The organism is Alcanivorax sp. MD8A, assembly GCF_002888555.1.
Taxonomy (GTDB): domain Bacteria; phylum Pseudomonadota; class Gammaproteobacteria; order Pseudomonadales; family Alcanivoracaceae; genus Alcanivorax.
Genome location: NZ_AQOQ01000012.1, coordinates 53,129 through 73,421, shown reverse-complemented (window position 1 = coordinate 73,421; position 20,293 = coordinate 53,129). Strand labels below are relative to the sequence as shown.

At 60.4% G+C, this 20,293-nt stretch carries 20 protein-coding genes; 12 read left to right on the top strand and 8 right to left on the bottom strand.

Annotation, left to right across the window (positions count from 1 at the left end; translation table 11 throughout):
* Positions 1–208 precede the first annotated feature (208 nt).
* The 6 genes from A15D_RS08365 (at position 209) to A15D_RS08340 (ending at position 6,748) form a co-directional block, all read left to right on the top strand.
* Positions 209–1,531, top strand: a complete 1,323-nt coding sequence (locus A15D_RS08365) for a 2-hydroxychromene-2-carboxylate isomerase (protein WP_102791551.1) — start codon at positions 209–211, stop codon at positions 1,529–1,531.
* A gap of 108 nt (positions 1,532–1,639) precedes the next feature.
* Positions 1,640–2,026 carry an MAPEG family protein gene (locus A15D_RS08360; protein WP_102791586.1) on the top strand — a complete coding sequence of 129 codons (387 nt, stop codon included), beginning with the start codon at positions 1,640–1,642 and terminating at the stop codon, positions 2,024–2,026.
* Positions 2,027–2,153: 127 nt separating this feature from the next.
* The gene (locus tag A15D_RS08355) at positions 2,154–3,149 is read left to right on the top strand and encodes a 2Fe-2S iron-sulfur cluster-binding protein (protein WP_102791550.1); all 996 of its coding nucleotides are present in this window, start codon (positions 2,154–2,156) and stop codon (positions 3,147–3,149) included.
* Between the two features lie 191 nt (positions 3,150–3,340).
* Entirely contained in the window at positions 3,341–4,627 is a 1,287-nt protein-coding gene (locus tag A15D_RS08350) for a paraquat-inducible protein A (protein ID WP_102791585.1), read from the top strand.
* Complete coding sequence (pqiB, locus tag A15D_RS08345) at positions 4,611–6,221, top strand: intermembrane transport protein PqiB (RefSeq protein WP_102791549.1); 1,611 nt, start codon at positions 4,611–4,613, stop codon at positions 6,219–6,221. The genes A15D_RS08350 and pqiB overlap by 17 nt, the downstream gene beginning before the upstream one ends.
* Positions 6,218–6,748: a membrane integrity-associated transporter subunit PqiC gene (locus A15D_RS08340; RefSeq protein ID WP_102791548.1), complete on the top strand. Its 531-nt coding sequence runs from the start codon at positions 6,218–6,220 to the stop codon at positions 6,746–6,748. The genes pqiB and A15D_RS08340 overlap by 4 nt, the downstream gene beginning before the upstream one ends.
* A gap of 106 nt (positions 6,749–6,854) precedes the next feature.
* Here the strand turns inward: A15D_RS08340 and A15D_RS08335 are convergent, their stop codons facing one another.
* The 7 genes from A15D_RS08335 to A15D_RS08305 form a co-directional block, all read right to left on the bottom strand.
* Positions 6,855–8,081, bottom strand: coding sequence for a heme biosynthesis HemY N-terminal domain-containing protein (locus tag A15D_RS08335; protein ID WP_102791547.1), 1,227 nt, complete (start codon positions 8,079–8,081; stop codon positions 6,855–6,857).
* Complete coding sequence (locus tag A15D_RS08330) at positions 8,078–9,043, bottom strand: uroporphyrinogen-III C-methyltransferase (protein ID WP_102791546.1); 966 nt, start codon at positions 9,041–9,043, stop codon at positions 8,078–8,080. The genes A15D_RS08335 and A15D_RS08330 overlap by 4 nt, the downstream gene beginning before the upstream one ends.
* 99 nt (positions 9,044–9,142) lie before the next feature.
* On the bottom strand, positions 9,143–9,844 hold the full coding sequence (locus A15D_RS08325; protein WP_102791545.1) for a uroporphyrinogen-III synthase: 702 nt from the start codon (positions 9,842–9,844) through the stop codon (positions 9,143–9,145).
* 5 nt (positions 9,845–9,849) lie between these two features.
* Positions 9,850–10,779, bottom strand: a complete 930-nt coding sequence (gene hemC, locus A15D_RS08320) for a hydroxymethylbilane synthase (protein ID WP_102791544.1) — start codon at positions 10,777–10,779, stop codon at positions 9,850–9,852.
* A 200-nt stretch (positions 10,780–10,979) separates the two neighbouring features.
* Entirely contained in the window at positions 10,980–11,291 is a 312-nt protein-coding gene (locus A15D_RS08315; protein ID WP_102791543.1) for a TRL-like family protein, read from the bottom strand.
* Positions 11,292–11,389: 98 nt separating this feature from the next.
* Positions 11,390–12,130 carry a LytTR family DNA-binding domain-containing protein gene (locus A15D_RS08310; protein ID WP_022984727.1) on the bottom strand — a complete coding sequence of 247 codons (741 nt, stop codon included), beginning with the start codon at positions 12,128–12,130 and terminating at the stop codon, positions 11,390–11,392.
* A gap of 12 nt (positions 12,131–12,142) precedes the next feature.
* Entirely contained in the window at positions 12,143–13,183 is a 1,041-nt protein-coding gene (locus A15D_RS08305) for a sensor histidine kinase (protein WP_233192172.1), read from the bottom strand.
* 141 nt (positions 13,184–13,324) lie between these two features.
* Between A15D_RS08305 and argH the strand changes: the two genes are divergently transcribed.
* The 4 genes from argH to A15D_RS08285 all read left to right on the top strand — a co-directional run bounded on the left by argH (position 13,325) and on the right by A15D_RS08285 (position 17,311).
* Positions 13,325–14,728, top strand: coding sequence for an argininosuccinate lyase (gene argH / locus A15D_RS08300; protein WP_102791542.1), 1,404 nt, complete (start codon positions 13,325–13,327; stop codon positions 14,726–14,728).
* 82 nt (positions 14,729–14,810) lie between these two features.
* Positions 14,811–14,969, top strand: a complete 159-nt coding sequence (locus A15D_RS08295) for a lipoprotein (protein WP_102791541.1) — start codon at positions 14,811–14,813, stop codon at positions 14,967–14,969.
* 2 nt (positions 14,970–14,971) lie between these two features.
* A complete protein-coding gene (gene lysA, locus A15D_RS08290; protein WP_102791540.1) occupies positions 14,972–16,213 on the top strand; it encodes a diaminopimelate decarboxylase in 1,242 nt (413 codons plus the stop codon).
* Between the two features lie 114 nt (positions 16,214–16,327).
* Positions 16,328–17,311, top strand: a complete 984-nt coding sequence (locus tag A15D_RS08285) for a Solitary outer membrane autotransporter beta-barrel domain (RefSeq protein ID WP_022984722.1) — start codon at positions 16,328–16,330, stop codon at positions 17,309–17,311.
* Positions 17,312–17,526: 215 nt separating this feature from the next.
* On the opposite strand, the gene A15D_RS08280 is transcribed toward A15D_RS08285, so the two are convergent.
* Positions 17,527–18,405, bottom strand: coding sequence for a 23S rRNA (adenine(2030)-N(6))-methyltransferase RlmJ (locus tag A15D_RS08280; protein ID WP_233192170.1), 879 nt, complete (start codon positions 18,403–18,405; stop codon positions 17,527–17,529).
* A gap of 260 nt (positions 18,406–18,665) precedes the next feature.
* On the opposite strand from A15D_RS08280, the gene dapF reads away from it, so the two are divergent.
* Both dapF and A15D_RS08270 read left to right on the top strand, forming a co-directional pair.
* Entirely contained in the window at positions 18,666–19,514 is an 849-nt protein-coding gene (gene dapF, locus A15D_RS08275) for a diaminopimelate epimerase (RefSeq protein WP_022984720.1), read from the top strand.
* Positions 19,515–19,532: 18 nt separating this feature from the next.
* On the top strand, positions 19,533–20,255 hold the full coding sequence (locus A15D_RS08270; RefSeq protein ID WP_102791539.1) for a DUF484 family protein: 723 nt from the start codon (positions 19,533–19,535) through the stop codon (positions 20,253–20,255).
* Positions 20,256–20,293: the final 38 nt, after the last annotated feature.

The following is a 20,293-nucleotide window of genomic DNA, read 5'->3' as shown; positions in this document are numbered from 1 at the left end:
CTCGCAACTCGAACAACGGAGATCGCGCCGCCACCGAACGCAGCGAAGGAACGCCCGCAGGGTGAGCGTAGCGAATAACCGACACGCCTACGCCATTGCCGTTACGCAAGGCCCCTTCGTTTTACCCCTTTTCACCCAAAGACAGGGATGGCGTAGGCTATAGTGACCAGCCTGGCCTTTAACGCGCCTCAAAGGAGTCCCCCAGCGCATGAGCCTTAAACACAAACTGATGCCCTATGTGGCGCGCCTGATTACCAGTGAAAGCCTGCAGCAGCTGCGGCGCCGTTTGCGGGAATGGCGACGGGCCCTTCGACGCCAGCCTCATCAGGCCACCTTCTACTTCCGCATCGATGACCCTTATTCCGTGCTGATGGCACAGGTGCTGCCCCGTTTTGCCCGGCACTTCGGCATTACCATCACACCTCGGGTCATGCTTTACCTGGATCAGCAGATGTATCCGGCTGCCGACATGCTTGAGGAGCTGGCTCCCCGCGATGCCCTGCAGCTGGCCGAACTGCATGAACTGACCTTCCCCAAGGACTGGCAACTGCCCCCTCGCGAGGTCAGCCTCGCCGCGACCCGCTGCCTGCTCAAACACGAAGGCGACGAGCGCTTCTGGAGCCTGGCCGCCGCGCTGGCGGATGCGCTGTGGCGCCACGATCACGACAAGCTTGAGGCCCTGCTCTGCGAACATGGCCAAATGGCCGCCGACCGCGCCCAACTGGCACTGGAGGCCCGCCGCGACCAGTTTCTTGCCGATGGCCATTACCTTACCGGCACGCTGCACTATCAAGGAGAGTGGTACTGGAGCGTGGAACGGCTTGACCACTTGGCCCACCGCCTGAATGACCTGGGACTGGGTACCCAGGACTGGCCCCTGCCCTACGGTCGAGCCAAGCGGGCCCGCCTGAAGGACGCCATTCCTGCCCTCAAGGATTCACCCTTGGTGCTGTATTTTTCCTTTCGCAGCCCCTACTCCTATGTGGCGCTGTCTCGCACCTATGCCCTGGCAGACCACTATGGACTCACACTGAAGATTCGCCCGGTGTTACCCATGGTCATGCGCGGCTTGAGTGTCCCCCGCGCCAAACGCTTTTATATTCTCAAGGATGCCGCCCGCGAAGCCCGACTTCATCAAGTGCCCTTCGGCAAGGTGTGCGACCCGGTAGGCGCGGGGGTAGAACGCTGCATGGCCATCTGGCCCTTTGCAGAGAAAGAGGGCCGCCTGCGGGAATGGTTGCGTGCCGCAGCGACCGGTATATGGAGCCAGGGCATCAATGCCGCCAGCGACAATGGCTTGAAGTTCCTGGTCGAAAACGCCGGCCTGGACTGGAAACGCGCTCGCCGCTGGCTGGATGACGACAGCTGGCGTGACCGCGCCGAAGACAATCGCAACGCCATGATGGCCGCGGGCAGCTGGGGCGTGCCCAGCTTTATGACTCAAGATGACATGGTATGGGGGCAGGACCGTTTTGCGATAATCGAGCGCAGCCTGCTAGCCTCGACATCACGACACAAAACCAACCCCTGAGGCGGAACCCTTACCCTGCAGAAGCCATGCTTGCATGGCGATTGTCGCAAGGACGGCATCACCCTGCCGCCTGGCTCCTGCAGTTTTGAACAGACCAAGGAGAACTTGATGACCATTGCTTACTGGTGCGTGCTTGCCGCCATCTTCCTGCCTTACCTTGCCACCTCTCTGGCCAAATTCCAGGGCGGCTTCGGCCCCAAACAGAACCACAACCCGCGCGAATTCCTGGAAACCCTGGAAGGCGGCCGCAAGCGGGCCCACTGGGCGCAGCAGAACGGTTTTGAAGTGACGCCGGCGTTCGCTGCCGCGGTTATCATCGCCCACCTGGCCGCCACCGCACCGCAAGGCACCATCGACGGCATCGCCCTGGCGTTTGTTCTCAGCCGTGTCATGTTTACCGTCTGCTATATCGCGGACTGGGCCAGCGCCCGCACCATGGTCTGGGCCTTTGGCATGGGCTGTATTGTTGCCTTGTTTGTCGGCGTTGGCGGCTAAAGAGCAGGCAATTGATAATTGAGAATGGATAGTTGATAACTGAAAACCCTATGGAGCCACATGCAGTGCCAACGGGAAGTGGCTTTCGTTATCAATTCTCAATTTTCCATTATCAATTCATCCAACCGTGCCCCGGATCTACACCATATCCGTCAATGGCAAGGGGCGCTTCCCCTGCCGGGCGGATCAAACCATTGTCGACGCCGGCCACCAGGCCGGTTTCGGCTTTCCCGTCGCTTGCCGCAATGGCGTCTGCGAACGCTGCGCCGGCACACTGACCTACGGACACGTTCAGCAACGAAACCACACGTTGCACGCGGGCGATACCGAAGGCACAGAGGTGCTATACTGCGTCGCCCTGCCACTCAGCGATTGCGAGATTACTGTGCCCGAGGTGACTGCCCCCGGCGAACTGCCGGTCCACAACGTGAATTGCCAGATCCTGGAGATCGAGGCGCTCAACCACGATGTGAGTCGCGCCTGGCTGCAACTGCCTGCCGGCAAACGCATCCAGTGGCACGCTGGCCAGTATCTGATGCTCAATCTGCACGGTGAATGCTACCCCTTCTCCATCGCCAACCACTGCGATGGCCGCAAGCTGGAACTGCACATTCGCCATGGCGACGACAACAGCGCAGCCCAAGACATCATGGCCAGCCTCAAGGCCGACAGCACCGTCAGCGTGACGCTGCCTGCTGGCGTTCGCTATATCGATACCGCACCGGAACGGCCCGTATGGTTTATCTGTGGATCCACCGGTTTTGCACCCGTCAAGGCCATGGTCGAGCGTCTTATCGCCGTGGACTTCGCACACCCCGTGCGTTTGTTCTGGGGCGCACGCACCCCGGAAGATCTTTATCTGCCCAACCTGCCTGTACAATGGACCGGCGTCCTGAAGGACTTCGAAGCCACCACATCACTCTCTGACATTCGCCACCCCGACCATGCGCAAGGGCTGGTACACGAAGCCGCCCTCGCCGCCCTCAGCGAGCCAACCCTGCCGCTGTTTTTTCTTGGCGGTTCCCCGCCCATGGCCTGGGCGGTATTCGATGCACTGGTGGCCGAAGGGGTCCCCGCACAGAACATTCACTGCGACGTCTTCGATTACGCCCCACGGGACTGAAAACCGTGTGGGAGCGGTCGTTCGACCACTATTGCTGTTTTATTCACGGTGGAGCCACCGCCCCCAGTAACTCCCCCCCTGTTAGAGCTTGCTGGCACGCTCCAACATTGGATTTCTGCCGTTGCTGTCGGAGCTTGTGACACCGCCCCTGCAACTGCTCTAATGGGCCATCACGGATCGGAATGGCTGCCATGGCGCAGGACGCGAACAACACGAGCCAGACGTTTTTACTACCCTGTCACGAATGTGATCTGGTGTCGGCCGTCAGCCCCGGCAAGGATGGCCAGTGGCTGCTCTGCCCTCGTTGTCAGCATCCGCTGATGCGTCCGGCCCGCAACGATCAACTCACTCCCGCACTGGCCTTCACCGCACTGGTATTGCTGGCGCTGTCCTTGTTGTTTCCCTACATCGGTTTCGAAAAGAACGGCATTGAGCGAGCCATGACGATCAGTGACGCCGCCATGGAACTGGCGGTGTATCACCACCCGCTGATGGCCGTGGTCGTCATCGCCACCATCATTGTGATTCCGGCGGCCTATCTGATCTCGGTGTGCTGGATCCACTTAAGCCTGGCCAGAGCCAAGCCGCTCCCGGGCCGACTACTGCTGGCCCGCGTATTACCGCGCATCCAGCCCTGGATGATGGCCGACGTCTTCGCCATCGCGGCGCTGGTAAGCCTGATCAAGATCGTGGCCATGGCGCATATCCATCTGATGTCGGCGTTCTGGACGTTTTCCGGCTATGCCCTGCTGCTGCTGATTACTGTGACCCGAATGAACACAGTAAGCCTGTGGAGCCAACTGCTGGGCCATCTTGAACAACCCGCCCAGGCCCGGGCCAACCTGACCGCAAGGGAACAAGACCTGATGGGCTGCCAGTGGTGCGGCCAGCTACAAGCGATTGGCAGGCACCGCTGCCAGCGTTGCCATGGGGTGCTTCACGATCGTCATCCACTTGGCCTGCAGCGCGTGTGGGCGCTGGTGGTCACCGCCATCCTGTGCAGCGTACCAGCCCACCTGTTTCCCATCATGGTGACAACCAGTCTGGGCAAAACCGAGCCCTCCACCATTATCGCCGGGGTGCTGTTGTTTATCCGTCACGGCGACTGGCCCATCGCCCTGATCATCTTCACCGCCAGTGTACTCGTCCCGTTTGGCAAGATTCTCGCCCTCGGCTGGCTGTGCATCGCCTCCCGCCGGCACACCCCATTGGACATGACCAGCCAGATGCAGCTCTACCGCATTACCGAATGGATTGGTCGCTGGTCCATGATCGATGTCTTTGTGGTCGCCATCATTGTTGCCCTGTTCCAGATGGGCAGTATTCTTACCGTGACACCCGGCGTGGGTGGGCTGGCGTTTTGCGGGGTGGTCATCTTCACCATGCTGGCCGCCCATCAATTCGACCCACGCCTGATCTGGGACCGTCAGCGCCAGCTGATACCACCAACGGAGCCAACCCTTGAACCCGAACGATAACCCCCGGACACGCAGGATCTCCGCGGTATGGCTGATTCCCCTGATCGCCGTGCTGATCGGTCTGTGGCTGGTGTTCAGTTATCTGTCTTCCCAGGGGCCGGTGATCACCCTGAAACTGGCCGATGCGGAAGGCATCACCGCCGGCAAAACAGCGGTCAAAACCCGCAATGTGCAGGTGGGGGTTGTCGAGAATGTCACCCTGTCCGATGACTTGAGTCATACCCTGCTGACCGTACAGATGCAGGCCGAAACGGAACGCATGCTCAACGAAGAAACCCGCTTCTGGGTGGTCAAACCCCGGGTCGGACGCGAAGGCATTAGCGGCCTGAGCACAGTACTGTCAGGGGCCTATATCGAGCTGCTGCCCGGCAAGAATGACAAGAAAGCCAAAACCTTTGCGGTGCTGGAATCACCGCCCACCGAGAAAACCGGTAACGGCCTTTTCCTGAGACTGGTCAGCAAACCCGGTAGCAATATCTCCAATGGCGACCCGGTCAGCTTCCGCAATCTGAAAGTGGGCCGGGTGGTAGAAACCGAATTCGATGCCAGCGCGAAAATCTTTCGCCACCGAATCTTTATCGAAAAGCCTTACGATGTTCTGGTGTCTGAAAGCTCCCGTTTCTGGAAAGTCTCCGGCATTGGTTTTCAGCTGGATGCTGGTGGCTTTCAGGCCCAGCTGAATTCTCTCGAAGCCTTGCTCGGAGGCGGCATCTCCTTTGCCGTACCCGACCCCAACATGCGCACCGGTGGCGCCGTGAACGATGACTATCAGTTCATCCTCCACGACGACGAAGAGGCCGCCCGGCGCGCGCTTTACACCCAGACGCTGGACTATGTCCTGCTTATTGAGCGCAGTGTACGGGGCTTGCAGTCCGGCGCCCCGGTAGAATATCGCGGCATCCGGGTCGGCAGTGTGGAGCAGGTACCCTGGACCTTCGGCTATCGCAGCACCGAGGGCCTGGGCCGCCAGCCCATCCCTGTGCTAATCCGTCTGGAGCCACAACGCATCACTCATCAGGCGCTGATCGATTTACCCCGCTGGAGAGAAGAACTGGGCGAACTGATCAAAGGCGGACTGCGCGCCAGTCTCAAATCCGGCAACCTGATTACCGGCTCCCTGTTTGTGGACCTGGAGTTTTATCAGGGCGTCCCGACAGCAGAGCTCACCGCCACCCACCATGGTGTGTCCGTCTTCCCCTCAATCAGCGCTGGCAGCCTGGCCAAGATCGAGGACCAGATCCATCAGTTGCTCAAAACCCTCAATGGGCTGCCCATGCAGGACATGGCCAACAACATGAACCGCAACCTGGCCAACCTGGCGACGATTACCCAACGGGTTGAAAACTTGCTGAACGACCCGGCGCTCAATCAACTTCCGCAGCAACTTTCCGACAACATGGAGAGCCTGCAAGGCACACTCAGCAGCTGGCAGAGTGGTGGCGACGGCTACCACAAACTGCAGGGGACACTGGAAAAGTTGAACCGTTTGCTGGACGAAGCCGAGCCCCTGCTGGACACCCTTAACGAGCAGCCCAATGCCCTGATCTTCCAGCGCCATCCCGCACAAGACACCCAGCCCCGAGGTGCCCAATGATTCGTTTGTTGTTCACTACCCTGGTGGCCTTTGCACTTTTGGGTTGCAGCCACACGCCGCCGCCCTCGCCTCCGGGTTACCTGCTGCCATCGGCCAGCCAGGCGGGCCACAGCACCGTGACGGTACGGGTTCGTCTCGCCAGCTATCTGGACCGGGGCGGCATTGTCATGCAACTTAGCGACAGCGAAATCCAGGTGGCACGGCATCACCGTTGGGCTGAGCCCCTTGGCAGCCAGTTACAACGCGCACTCGAAGCCTCACTGAACGCCAATGACGGGGATGAAAACACAACCCTGACCGTGGAACTCAGTCGCTTCCAGGGCATGCAAGGTGGAGAAGAAAACGGCGACAGCGCCGTCATCACCGGTCGATGGAAGCTAGAAGGAGCGGTGCACAAGGAAGGGTTGATTCAGTGGCAAACGCCACTGGAAGAAGGCGGGTACGCCAATCTGGTCAGGGCACTGGATGCGGGCTGGCAACACACCGCCACCGAGATCGCCAATGCCCTTAACACTGCCCCACGGTAAACCCGGCAGGCGACAAAGTGGGAGCGGTCGTTCATTCGCGGTGGAACCACCGCTCCCACAGAAAACCCCAAACACCCTTTTACCAGGGCGAGCTGAACGGGAAGACTTACAGCGCCTTGTCCGGCATGGGCAGGGCGGGTAGCTGGCCTTCCAGCTGTGCCAGACGACGTTCGAAAGTCTTCATGGCCTTGGACGAATCGCCCAGCGCCTGATACAGGCGCGACAGCTCCGCCAGCGCAGTCGCACTCTGGCTGGAATTGGCCGCCGCTTCAAAGAAGCCCTGGGCCTTGCCCCATAGCCGCGCCTTCAGTGCCACCCGGCCGGAGGTAATCAGCACCGCCGCGTTACCCGGGCGCTCCGCCAACCAGCGCTCCAGCACCTGCAGCAAATCGTCCGGAGACACATCATCAATGGCTTCCAATACCGGCGGCAGACGGTCATCCCATTCCTGATCCAACTTTTCACGGACCAGATTCAGCGCGCCCTTGCCGCCCCCCAGCTGGGCCAGAAAACCTGCATAACGGGCAATCATGGCAGGATCGTTCTTAAGCTGCACCGGGACGTTCTTCCACAGCTTGCGCAATTCCTCCCGGCGACTGTCTGCGTCGTTGAATCCGGGCTTGCGGGCGGTTTCCTGCAACAGGGCCAGCCACGCCCGGCGCTCACGCCGGGACTCCCCCTCACCAAACGCCCGCTTGAGACGCGGCATCAGATCACACAACGCTGGCCAGTCTCGCTGGCTTTCCAGCACCTGGGCATAGGTTCGCAGAATCCGCTTGTTTCGGGGGGCCATGTCCGCCAGCACCTTCAACTCTTCGCGGGCCTGATCGGGATAACCGTCATCCAGAGCAAAGCGGGCTTTCATCAAACCGGCCACCAAGCGCCCGCGGTGATCACTGCCGGCGTTTTCCAGATACCGCTGGCTGGCCTCCACATTATCCTGCTCCTGAGCGGTTTCCGCTGCCAGCAGCCAGGCAAGCAATGGCCAGTCGCCGTCTTCGCCCGCAGCCACCAACAACCGCTCCGCCTTTTCCAGCTCACCATCCACCAGTTGCAGGAAACCGCTACGCAGGCGGCGGGCGGCGACCTGTTTTTTCCAGCGGCGGGTCGCCCGCATGGGCTCCAGCGCGTTCCAGGCGGCATTGCCCAGCAAGGTCAGTACCACCAACGCCACCGAAGCCAGCAACGCCATCAAAATGACAAAACCCAGGGTGGTATCCAGCGAGAAGTCATCACGGATCACCAGCACATACCCGGAATCCACCGCCATCCAGCGGCCCAGCATCAGGGCAAATACCAGCGCAACGATGACCAGCAGGGCGACTTTTTTCATGCCCCACCCTCCTTACGCTTCAGCGCCTCGATGGCCTGCAAACCGGCACCGATTTCCGGCAAGGCATACGCGACCTGCTTGCCCCCCATATCGTTCAGCACCTCTGCCATATGGGCCGCACGGGGATCATCCTTTCGGAACCATTCCTTCAAGGTCGCCTGGGCATTGTCCAGTGCCTGACGATAGGCCTCACCACGGCCCTGCATCAGGGCCAGTTGCGCCTGTTGCAAGCTGCCATCCAGGGTCAGGCGCACCAGCGACGCCTGCTCAGCGGTGAGAGGCAGCGGCACCCGCCCTTCATGGTGACGCACATTCACCGGCATGCGATCCAGCACATCCTGCCACCAGGGCTGGTTGACCTCAGGGCGATTTTTCTCCGGCGGCGCCTCTTCCACTGGTACCGCCAGTTCCACCACCGTCTGACGCAAGGCGCCCAACTGCAGCACCATGCCCTGCACATCGACCTTGCTGGCACGGCTCAGCTTGTCCATGTCTACCGCCAGCGCCTGACGCGCGGACAGTACGGAGGGGTCATCGATGCGGGCAAGAATGTTATCGGCCGCTTCCAACAAACGACGGGCCGCAATGGCATCCTGGGTTAGCAGCAGGCGTTGGCTGGCCAGGCTGGCCAGCGCACGGGATTCATTGATCAGCCAAAGGCGCTGTCCACCCGTCTTGATATCGGTGAGCGCAGTCCGGTCCTTGATCTGCTGGGAAGCCAGTTCCGCCTGCTTTTTTTCAAACGCGGCCAAGGCACCCTGCACATCACTGCGCTGGCTGGCCATCTGTGAAGTCAGTGTCTGGAGCTGTTCGGCAAAACCCGCTTTGTCACTTTGCAGACGCTGATACTCCTGCCAGCCCCACCAGCCACCGGCACCAATCACCGCGGCCAGGATCAGGATAATCAGGACAAGCCAGATAGTGACCCCGCGTTGCCGGGAAAGAAGACGGTCCTGCGTCATGACTGCTCCAGTACTTTTTGAGTTGTTGGTCAAAAACCTTAAAGGGGGGCGCTCTGCCTGTCCATTAAACAATGTAATGCAGCGGGTACGGCAACCCGATTATTGCAGGGCAGGCAATGCAGCCAGCATATCGTCATCGTGGGCACTGGCGGCAGTGATCACGGTTCCGTCAAAGCTGGCACGAATCTGTGCGGCGACACGCTCGCCAGCGGCAATCACGCCACAACCGGCAGGCAAACCCGACGCTGCACTGTGCCAACTTTCCACACTGGTGATCATGGCCCAGTCACAACCGGGCGGGCAATGAAAACCGGGGTTGGGCTGACGACGATAAAACGCCAGCGAGGAAACCTCGGCTCCACGGGCCTGCAGGGTCTGCGCCAGCAATTCCCGGCCGGTTTCGCCCCGACACAACAGCACCTTTTTTTCCTGAATATCCTGCAGGCAGGGCAACGCCAACACCGCCTCGGAGTTAAATCCGCTGGCGGGCACTTCGGCCGTCAGCTGCCATTGCCCCAGTTCCGCGGCAGTGGCGCGGCCTACCGCCAGCCAGTGCACGCCGACCGGCCATTGAGGCCAGAGATCCGCCATGGCGGACAGCGCTAGTCGTGCGGCATTGGGGCTGGCGAAAAACACCCCGTGATACAAATCCAGATCCATCAGGGTGCGCCGCATGGCCGCCGTCACCGGCAAGGGCTCGATCAGCAGGGCCGGGCTATGGCAGGGCTGATACCCCGCTTGCCCAAGCGCGGCCATTAAGCCCTGTTCCTGTCCCTGTGGGCGGGTCACCAGTACCTGCATGAGCACTACCGGTTGTAGAGCGCCTTGAGAATATCGTCGGCCCCCTGGGCCAGCAGCTCTTCAGCCAGCTGGATGCCCAACTCTGCCCCCGCGTTGCGATGGGCACGCCCTTCAGCCCGCAACACCCGACTGCCGTCTTCTTCGGCCACCAATGCGCGCATCCACAGGTCGTCCCCTTCCAACAGGGCAAAGCCGGCGATGGGAACCTGACAACCGCCTTCAAGTCGACGATTCATGGCACGCTCGGCCACCACTCGATCCCAGGTGTCGGTATCACTCAGCGGGCTGAGCAGCTCGATGGTACGGGCATCCCCGTCGCGACACTCGATGCCCACCGCGCCCTGGCCGACCGCAGGCAGGGATTCCTCTGGTGGCATCTCATAGCGAATACGATCAAACATCTGCAGCCGTTTAAGGCCGGCAGCGGCCAGAATAATGGCATCAAATTCTCCGGCATCCAGCTTGCCGAGACGGGTTTGCACATTGCCGCGCAGGCTCTTGACCACCAGATCCGGGCGGTTCGCCTTCACCTGTGCCTGACGGCGCAAGCTGGACGTGCCCACACAGGCCCCCTGCGGCAACGATGCCAGACTGTCGTACTGATTGGACACAAACGCATCGCGGGGATCTTCCCGCTCACAGATTACCGGCAGCACAAACCCCGGCGGCAGCTCCATGGGTACATCCTTCATGGAGTGCACGGCAATGTCCGCGCGGCCATCCATCATGGCCTCTTCCAGCTCTTTGACGAACAGCCCCTTGCCACCGATCTTCGCCAACGGGGTATCCAGAATCTTGTCACCCTGTGTCTTGATGCGCACCAGCTCCACCCTCAAGCCCTCATGCAGGCTTTCCAGTCGCTGCTGGACATATTCCGCCTGCCAGATGGCCAGCGGACTGGAACGGGTTGCAATACGCAAGATTTCGCGGGACATGGGGGATCCTGTGTTCAGTTGAAAAGTGGGCCCAGTCTACAGCAAAGGCGCACAGGGGCCGAGACGAGGAGTTGAAAGTTAAAAGTTCAAAAGCGCGGGCAGAGTAGCCGGATTCAGAAACGTCGAAGCCGCGCCCATAGCCTGGGCGCGGCTTCGAGAGCAGGACCAAACTGGCGCTGGCCCGCGTTTCAACTTTGAACTTAATTGCCGTAGACCACCACGGTAAACTCGGCGAGTACACCGAAGAAATTCTGGGATTCATAATCCACATGGTGGATCTCGGTAATACCACCATTTCGGGCCGCAGTCTGGATAGAGGCATCCCCGGACGCGATCAACCCCAGGATCGAGCGAGTAGAGGCACGACCCACACGGGTCGGCTTTTCCGTGGAGGCCGTCGCCGTCAGCGGCGCCTTCACATTGGCAAACAGAAGACCGGAAACCGGCATGGTAGCGGTGGCGCAGCCACTCAGTACGACAACGCTGACCAGCAGCAGAAGCAGCTTTTTCATGACTTGGATCCTGTTGTTGTTATTCGGCGGGCCAATCCCCAGCACGCCACAAGGCTAGCATGCCGGGAGTTGGCTGTTAATTCCCCAAATGACCGCAGTTAAAGGTTCTGCAGTACCCGGCGCAAGCCTGCCACATGGCGGCGGCTGACCGTCAATCGGGACTCGATACCCCGCAGCCGGACCTGATGGTGGCCGGCGGTGGCCATTTCCATACCTTCAATGAACTTGAGTGCCACCAGCGCATTGCGATGGATGCGCACGAACATCTCCCCGAATTCGGTTTCCAGCTCTTTCAGGGTTTCGTCAATCAGAACCTCACCTTCGCCGTAACACACGGTGACGTATTTCTGGTCAGCGAGGAAATACCGCACGTCATCCACCGGCACCAGTTCCAGCCCACGGTGAGTACGGGCACTGATATGGCCACGGCGGCGAGGCTTCTCTTCGCTAACTTCCTTGCCGATCTCCGCCAACTGCACCCGGTTGAGGGTTCGGGCCTTGGACAAGGCCGCGACCAGGTCATCTGCGCTCACCGGTTTGAGCAGGTAATCCACCGCATGGACCTTGAAGGCCTGCAGAGCGTGCTCGTCGTAGGCAGTGCAGAAAATCAGTGCCGGCGGGTTATCGATCTTGCTGAGGTGCTCAGCGGCCTCCATACCGTCCATTTCCGGCATGCGGATATCCATCAGCACCACATCGGGCCGATGTTCCTGAGCCTGCTCGATGGCCTCGCGACCGTTGGCGGCTTCGGCAACAACCTCCACCCCGTCGGTTTTATCTACCAGACGTTTCAGGCGGTCCCGGGCCAGTTGCTCATCATCACATACTAGTACCCGCATAATTCTCGTCCCTTATTGCTGTAGCGGATAACGGATTTCTATCTCGTATTCTTTTTCTTGCGGGCGGGATTCCACCGCCACCTGATCACCGTACAGAGCCTGCAACCGGTGCAGGATATTTTCCAGCGCCATGCGGTTACCCTTGTGATGACCATCACCCGGCGGCTTGGGGTTGCTCACCGACAAACGCAGGAATCCACCCTCATCCGCGGCACTGATCACCACCATGCCACCGGCGGCCAATGGCTGTACACCATGATAAATGGCATTTTCGAGCAAGGGTTGCAAGGTCAACAGGGGAATCCGCACATTTTCCGCCTGTACCTGAATGTCCCAAGTGACCTGCAAACGGTCCCCCATGCGCAGCTGTTCAATATGAATATAGCGACGACAAAGCTCCAGTTCATCGGCCAGCGAGGCTTCATTACCGGTGCTTTTCAGGCTCGCCCGGAATAGCACGGACAAATCTTCTACCACCTGCTCGGCGGCATCCGGATCCACCGCGATCAGGCTGGAGATAATGTTCATGGAATTGAACAGAAAATGCGGGCGAATGCGCGACTGCAGCGCCTGTATTCGTGCTTGCAGCTCCGCCTGGCCCTTCTGGCGCAGCTGCTCCTGAACATAGAAATAGCGCATCACCAACCCGGCAATGATCGCCGCTATCAGGCTGTTGACGAGAATTTCCGGGCTCCACATCGGGCTGATGTGCAGGGTGCCGGCCACCCAGGCCATCACCGCGCGCGCGACCAGGCTGAACAACAGGGTGTCCAGCACCACCAGCAACACCACCGACACCGACGCCCAGGCCGGCGCCAACTGGTTCAAGCGCGGGCGCAACTGGCAGACCATTGCCGCCGACGTCAGGCCAACCCACTGGACAAACAGGGACGTTACCGCCAGGCGGCCAACGCTGAATGCATCGTAGTAGGTGGCCACCAGGGTCACCACCAGCGCCATCAACTCAGCAACGACAACGACCACCAGCACCGCCCGGGTACTGCAGAGGTCGGGTAGAAACCCGCTGCCTGGCGGCTCATCCATGGCTGCCATTGCGGCTCCTTATCGGTAGAAATTATGAGCTTCTCCGCTTTTATACCTTAACTGACAGCCAGCCCCAAGGGATTGTTCAGGGGTTCACCGGTCCCTGCTATACTGCGCGCCCGCAATTCCGGCTTTAGATGAGCGAGTACGATGACTGACAAGCAGCAGAACAAACTCTGGGGCGGCCGCTTCAGCGAATCCACCGACCAGTTCGTGCAGGAATTCACCGCCAGCGTGAATTTCGACCAGCGCATGTACCGTCAGGACATCTACGGCTCTCAGGCCCACGCCACCATGCTGGCCGAGGTCGGCGTGCTGACCGATGACGAGCGCGACGCCATCATCAATGGCCTGGCCGAGATCCAGAAGGAAATCGAAGCCGGGGAATTCCAGTGGTCCGTGGCCCTGGAAGATGTGCACATGAACATCGAGGCCCGCCTCACCGACAAGATCGGCATCACCGGCAAGAAGCTGCACACTGGCCGTAGCCGAAACGACCAGGTGGCCACCGACATCCGCCTGTGGCTGCGTGATGAAATGCTGATCATGGAAGAACAGTACCTGCACCTGATGACCGGCCTGCTGGATCTGGCCGAGCGCGAGGCGGCCACCATCATGCCCGGTTTCACACACCTGCAGACCGCCCAGCCGGTCACCTTCGGCCACCATCTGCTGGCCTGGTTCGAAATGCTCAAGCGCGACCGCGAGCGTCTGCTGGACGCCAAAAAGCGAGTCAACCGCATGCCGCTGGGCGCCGCCGCGCTGGCCGGCACCACCTACCCCATCAACCGTGAGCGCACCTGCGAACTGCTCGGTTTCGATGGCGTCTGTGAGAACTCCCTGGATGCGGTGAGCGATCGCGATTTCGCCATCGAGTTCTGTGCCCTGGCCGCCCTGTCCATGACTCACCTGTCGCGCATCAGTGAAGAGCTGGTGCTGTGGACCAGCGCCCAGTTCAACTTCATCAACCTGCCCGACCGTTTCTGCACCGGCAGCTCCATCATGCCGCAGAAAAAGAACCCCGACGTGCCTGAGCTGGTGCGCGGCAAGACCGGCCGCGTCAACGGCCATCTGATCAGCCTGCTGACCCTGATGAAAAGCCAGCCGCTGGCTTACAACAAGGACAACCAGGAAGACAAAGAGCCCCTGTACGATGCCGTGGACACTCTTAAAGGCAGCCTGCGCGCCTTCGGCGACATGATCCCGGCCCTCGAGCCAAACCGCGAAGTCATGCGCGAAGCCGCTCGTCGCGGTTTTGCCACCGCCACCGATCTGGCCGATTACCTGGTGCGCAAAGGCATCGCCTTCCGCGACTCCCACGAGATTGTCGGCAAGGCCGTGGCCTACGGCGTGGAGAAAAAGAAAGACCTGGGCGACATGTCCCTGTCCGAGCTCAAGCAGTTCAGCGACCAGATCGACGACGACGTATTCGACGTGCTGACCCTGGAAGGCTCCGTGAGCGCCCGTAACCACATCGGCGGCACGGCCCCCGATCAGGTCCGCGCTGCCGTTGCCCGAGCCCGTGAGGCACTGGACAATACCGGTAACGCCTGACCCAGGCGCCTGCCCGCAGGCAGGCATTGATTCGCCCGGCGGAAAGGGTGCCCTTTCCGCTCTTTGCGCCCGGAGCTGGAAAATGCGCTTATCTGCCTTGTTACTGCTTGCCCTTCTCACTGGCTGTGGCCAGAAAGGGCCTCTGTACTTTGCGCCGGACGAACCCAGGCAGCCCGCTCCGGGCCAGCCAGCCCAAGACACCGCTGACGACGCTCAGCACGATGACGATCAGAAGGACTGACCATGGACCCCTTCCAGTACCGTGACGGCGAACTGTTTGCCGAAGAACTGCCGGTAGCACAACTGGCCGAACGTTTCGGCACCCCCCTGTATCTTTACTCCCGGTCCGCCTTCGAACGCCATTACCAGGCCTTCGACGACGCCTTCGGCGATCACCCTCACCAGGTCTGCTATGCGGTCAAAGCCAACTCCAACCTGGCAGTCCTGAATGTGCTGGCCCGCTGCGGGGCCGGCTTTGATATCGTCTCCGGCGGGGAGCTGGAGCGGGTACTGCGCGCCGGCGGCGACCCGGACAAGATCGTGTTTTCCGGTGTCGGCAAGACCGCCGCCGAAATGGCCGCTGCACTTAAAGCCGGCATCCACTGTTTCAATGTGGAGTCCGCCGCCGAACTGGAACTGCTTAACCTGGTGGCCGGCGAACTGGACATGGAAGCCCCAATCTCCATCCGGGTAAACCCGGACGTGGACGCCCAGACCCACCCCTATATTTCCACCGGTCTGAAAGACAACAAATTCGGCGTGGACATCAACAAGGCTCCGACCCTGTACCAGCGCGCCCACGAGATGCCGCATATCCGCATCCTCGGCATCGACTGCCACATCGGCAGCCAGCTCACCAATCTGGCGCCGTTCGAAGATGCGCTGGAGCGCGTGCTGAAACTGCTCGACCAGCTACAACAACAAGGCATCGAGATCCATCATCTGGACCTGGGTGGCGGGCTGGGCGTGACCTACAACGACGAAACGCCGCCGGAGCGCAGCGCCTATGTCGAGGCCCTGCTCAAGCACATACCCGGCGACCTGCCGGTTCATATCGAGCCAGGCCGTTCCATTGCCGCCAACGCCGGGATCTTTATCACCCAGGTACTGTTCCTCAAGCCCACCGAGCACAAGAACTTTGCCATCGTGGATGGCGCCATGAACGACTTGATCCGCCCCAGCCTCTATTCGGCCTGGCAAGACATCGTGCCGGTAAAACCCCACGATGCGGACTGTCGTACCTGGGACATCGTTGGCCCGGTATGTGAAACCGGGGATTTCCTCGGCAAGGATCGCGCCCTGTCCCTGGAAACCGGCGACCTGTTGGCGGTGCGCAGTGCCGGCGCCTACGGCTTCGCCATGGCCAGTAACTACAATAGCCGCAACCGCCCTGCCGAAATCATGGTAGATGGTGACCAGGCCTTTGTGGTGCGTCAGCGTGAAACGTTTGATGAGCAGTTAAAGCCAGAATCACTGCTTCCCTGAGGCGCAACTTTTGAGGGGGCAGCGGCCCGCTGCCCCCTCAGGGAACGACGCCCCTCTGTCTTTCCCTCCTGCTTTTGTGCTTCACTTCCTACACGCTCTCCACTGCCTATCGTCATGCCGCGATTTCTGATTCTGCTGACTTTACTGCTACCGGCCCCGGCCTTCGCTGCCACCCCGGTGCAAAAAGCCATTCGTCTCAGCCTTGCCGAAAGCTATGTAACGGCCACCTTGCTGACTGGCGGCAACGCCGTGCGACTGGGGTTCTGGGACTTCGACCCCAATAATTTTATTGGGTTTGAAGACGAGAACCTGGGATCACTGGAAGCCCAGGAGCTACGTCAACGGCTCACCACCGTGTCACTCCCTTACTCCTGGAGCACCCCGATCGGTGAACACAGCAACACCCTGGTTCTGAATGCCAAGGCGGCGTATCTGGGGCAAAAGCAGGAAACCCAGCTGGCCTCGTCCACCAGAAGCACCCGCGACACCATCGACAGCTCGGTCACTACCCTCACGTCAGGGGCAGAGTTCCGGCACCGCCTGAACGACAATATCGGGCTCGCCGCGGGCCTGAACCTAAACTGGCAGCGTTATCTCAATGATACGGATTTCAATACACCGGAATCCCAGGCACTGGCCCCGGCGCTTGACGGTCTGGTCACTAACTACAGCGCCAACGCCTGGCAGGCAGAACCCTACCTCAGGACAACCTGGTTTATCGGTGGACGCCGCGCCGAGGTCAAGTTGATCAGCGAATGGCACTACATGAAAGGGCGCACTTTTGCGACCAGTGAACCCGCCCATGACGTCCAGCCAGAAGCTTGGTACTGGTCCAATGGCGTCCGCTGGCGCCACCCCTTCGTCACTCGCATCCTTCCCGGCCAGAATGTCTGGATGCAAGCCTCACGCTATGATCTGGGAGCTGATCTGGATGGCCCGCTGGGCAACCACTATTACTATGAAGCCGGGGTGGGCTGGCTGCTGGATGTGCAAAAGCTCAACATCCCGTTCGTGGATAATATCGGGGTAGGCATCAACCTGAATTACGGCAGCGTATTACGCGGCGGCACGCTGGTGCTGCTGTTCAATGAGGAGTAACCCGCAGCAAAAGGTACAGCGGCACGGCGCCGATCTGGAATTACGACTTCAACTCGGACAACTACCGTGTTCCGGTGGGCGCACGACTCGGCAAGGAGGTTTTCAACTTCCTTGTCGAACCGCAGGTCTCGGTGGCTGACCGGGCCCCGGCCAGCCACAATGGCAATTGTGCTTCGCCATGAACATGGTGTTTCTGTAAGCGAACGAGGCGAGGCTTACGCCCCTTCCCCGGTAAGACGCTTCACCATACCGTGACCGCCGGTATCGCACAGGTGCTCCTTGAGCAAAGGCATGGCCTGAGCCATATGCTGGGCCAGGGTGTAAGGCGGGTTGATAATCAGCATGCCGGACCCCGTCATGCCACGGCCAGAGGCGTCCGGGCGCACGCACAGTTCCACCCGCAACAGATCCGGCATTTCCGCCTTGATGAATTCACGCACAAAATGCTCCGTGCGATTCCGGTCCAGCACCGGGTACCAGATGGCATAGGTCGCCGTGGCCCAGCGCTCCATGGCCATCTGCAGGGCAGGCAGCACATCCCGGTAATCGCGTTCCAGCTCATAAGAAGGATCAATCAGCACCATGCCGCGGCGATGCTGGGGCGGCATCATGGCCTTGATGCCCTGCCAGGCATCCAGCTTTTCCACCCGCACCCGCTTGTCGCCGGCGAAACGCTTGTGCAGCAACTCGAAATCCGTGCTGTGCAGCTCGGTACATTGCAGACGGTCCTGCTCACGCAACAGGCTGGCGGCAATGCTCGGGGAGCCGGGGTACTCGCGCAGTTTGCCCACCGGGTTAAGCTGCTTCACCAGCTTCACATACTGGTCGATCACACCAACCTCTGTGCGCTTGTCCCACAGCCGCTCGATGCCGTCCCGGTATTCCCCGGTCTTCTGCATGTGATCACTGTCGATCAGGTAATTGCCTGCCCCACCGTGCGTGTCGTGCACCGTGAAGGGCTTATCCTTCTTTTTCAGGTACTCGATGATGGCGATCTGCACGATGTGCTTGAGGACATCGGCAAAGTTGCCGGCGTGATAGCTGTGGCGGTAGGAAAGCATGGGCAACAGGCCTGGTGATGAAGGTAATGGCATGGGTGAAGGCTTTGGCGTGATTGTAAACCATGAGAGGGCAGTTGACAGTTGATAGTGGACAGTTGACAGCGTCGCGGCCAGTACGCGGTGCAGCTTGAAGGCATGATGCCGCGACCAGGTGATGGGGGCGGGCTCCTTGGGTGGGGAAAAACCGATGCCCGTTCGCGTAGCTGTCAACTGTCAACTCATCCTCATTCCCCTGTCACCGCACGGTCTATCTGCATACAATATCCTCTCAAATCACGTACTGCTGGATTGTTATGAACCTGCGTTTCACCAAAATGCACGGCCTTGGCAACGATTTCATGGTGATTGATGGCATCAATCAGCCACTGCCCGAGAACGGCCTGCCGTTTCCTGCCGACGAAATCCGCCGGCTTGGCAGCCGCCATTTTGGCGTGGGCTTCGATCAGATGCTGATTGTCCAGCCGGCACAGGGCGAGGCGGATTTCCGCTATCGCATTCTCAATGCCGACGGTTCCGAGGTGAGCCAGTGCGGTAACGGCGCCCGCTGTTTCGCCCGTTTCGTCCGAGAGCAGGGCCTGACCCAGAAACAGGACATTGTGGTCGAAACCGCCGCCGGACAAATGACCCTGTCGGTCACCGACGACGAACAAGTCACCGTCGACATGGGCGCGCCTCGATGGGCCCCGGACGCCATCCCAATGACCGCCAAGGGCGAAGCGGACAGCTACTTCCTTGTCTCCGGCACTCAGGCATGGGAAGTGGGCGCGGTGGGGCTGGGCAACCCTCATTGCACCCTGCTGGTGGAAAATGTGGATACCGCGCCAGTAGAGAGCGCCGGTCCGCTGCTGGAATGCCACGAACAATTCCCCGAACGGGTCAATGTGGGCTTCATGCAAGTGGTCAGCCGTGAGGAAATTCGCCTGCGGGTCTACGAGCGCGGCGCCGGGGAAACCCTGGCTTGCGGCTCTGGCGCCTGCGCGGCCGTGGTGATTGGCCAGCGACGGGGCTGGCTGGATAACGCCGTCACCGTGCATCTACCCGGTGGCTCCCTGCACATCGAATATCACGGTGAGGGCGGCATCCGGATGACAGGCCCGGCCAGCCATGTCTATGATGGCAGCATTGATATCAAGACTGACTGATCAGCACAGGACGGACAGATGACGGATCACAGCCCGGCGAATGCCGACCAGGTCGCCGCTTACCTGCGGGACAACCCGGAGTTCTTCGAGCAGCGGCCGGAACTGCTGGAACTGTTGCGTCTGCCTGACTCTAAAGGCGAAGCCGTCTCCCTGCTGGAGCGTCAGGCCTCGATCCTGCGTGAACGCAATACCGAGTTACGCGACCGACTCAACGGCCTGCTGGATGTGGCCCGCGAAAACGACCACCTGTTCGACAAGACCCGTCGCCTCACCCTGGCCCTGCTGGAAGCCCGCGGCGCCGAAAAGCTGTTCCGCAATCTGCTTACCAGCCTTGGCGACGACTTCCGGTGCGACCGGGTGTCGCTGATGCTCTATGACCGGGAAGTGCCGATTCTCGGCGATCTGCGCAACCAGATCCGATGTGTCGACAGCAACGCGTTGCCTCAGGCACTCAATCACCTGCTGCGCAATGGCAAGGCCGTGTGTGGCGCCATGCGTCAGGAAGAGATGGAAGCCCTGTTCAAGGAACATGCGACCGACATCCGCTCCGCCGCCATGGTCCCGCTGGAGTATCAGGGCCGTCTCGGCCTGCTGGCGATCGGCAGCAAAAGCGCCATGCACTTCCGCAGCTCCCTGGGCACCCTGTTCATCACTCACATCGGTCAGGTACTCAGCCGCCGCCTGCACGAAGTGCTTCGTCAGTACCCGCATCAGGCCGCCAAGAAAATCAGTGAACAGTGAATAGTTAACAGTGAACAGCGAAAAAGACGAACCCCAAA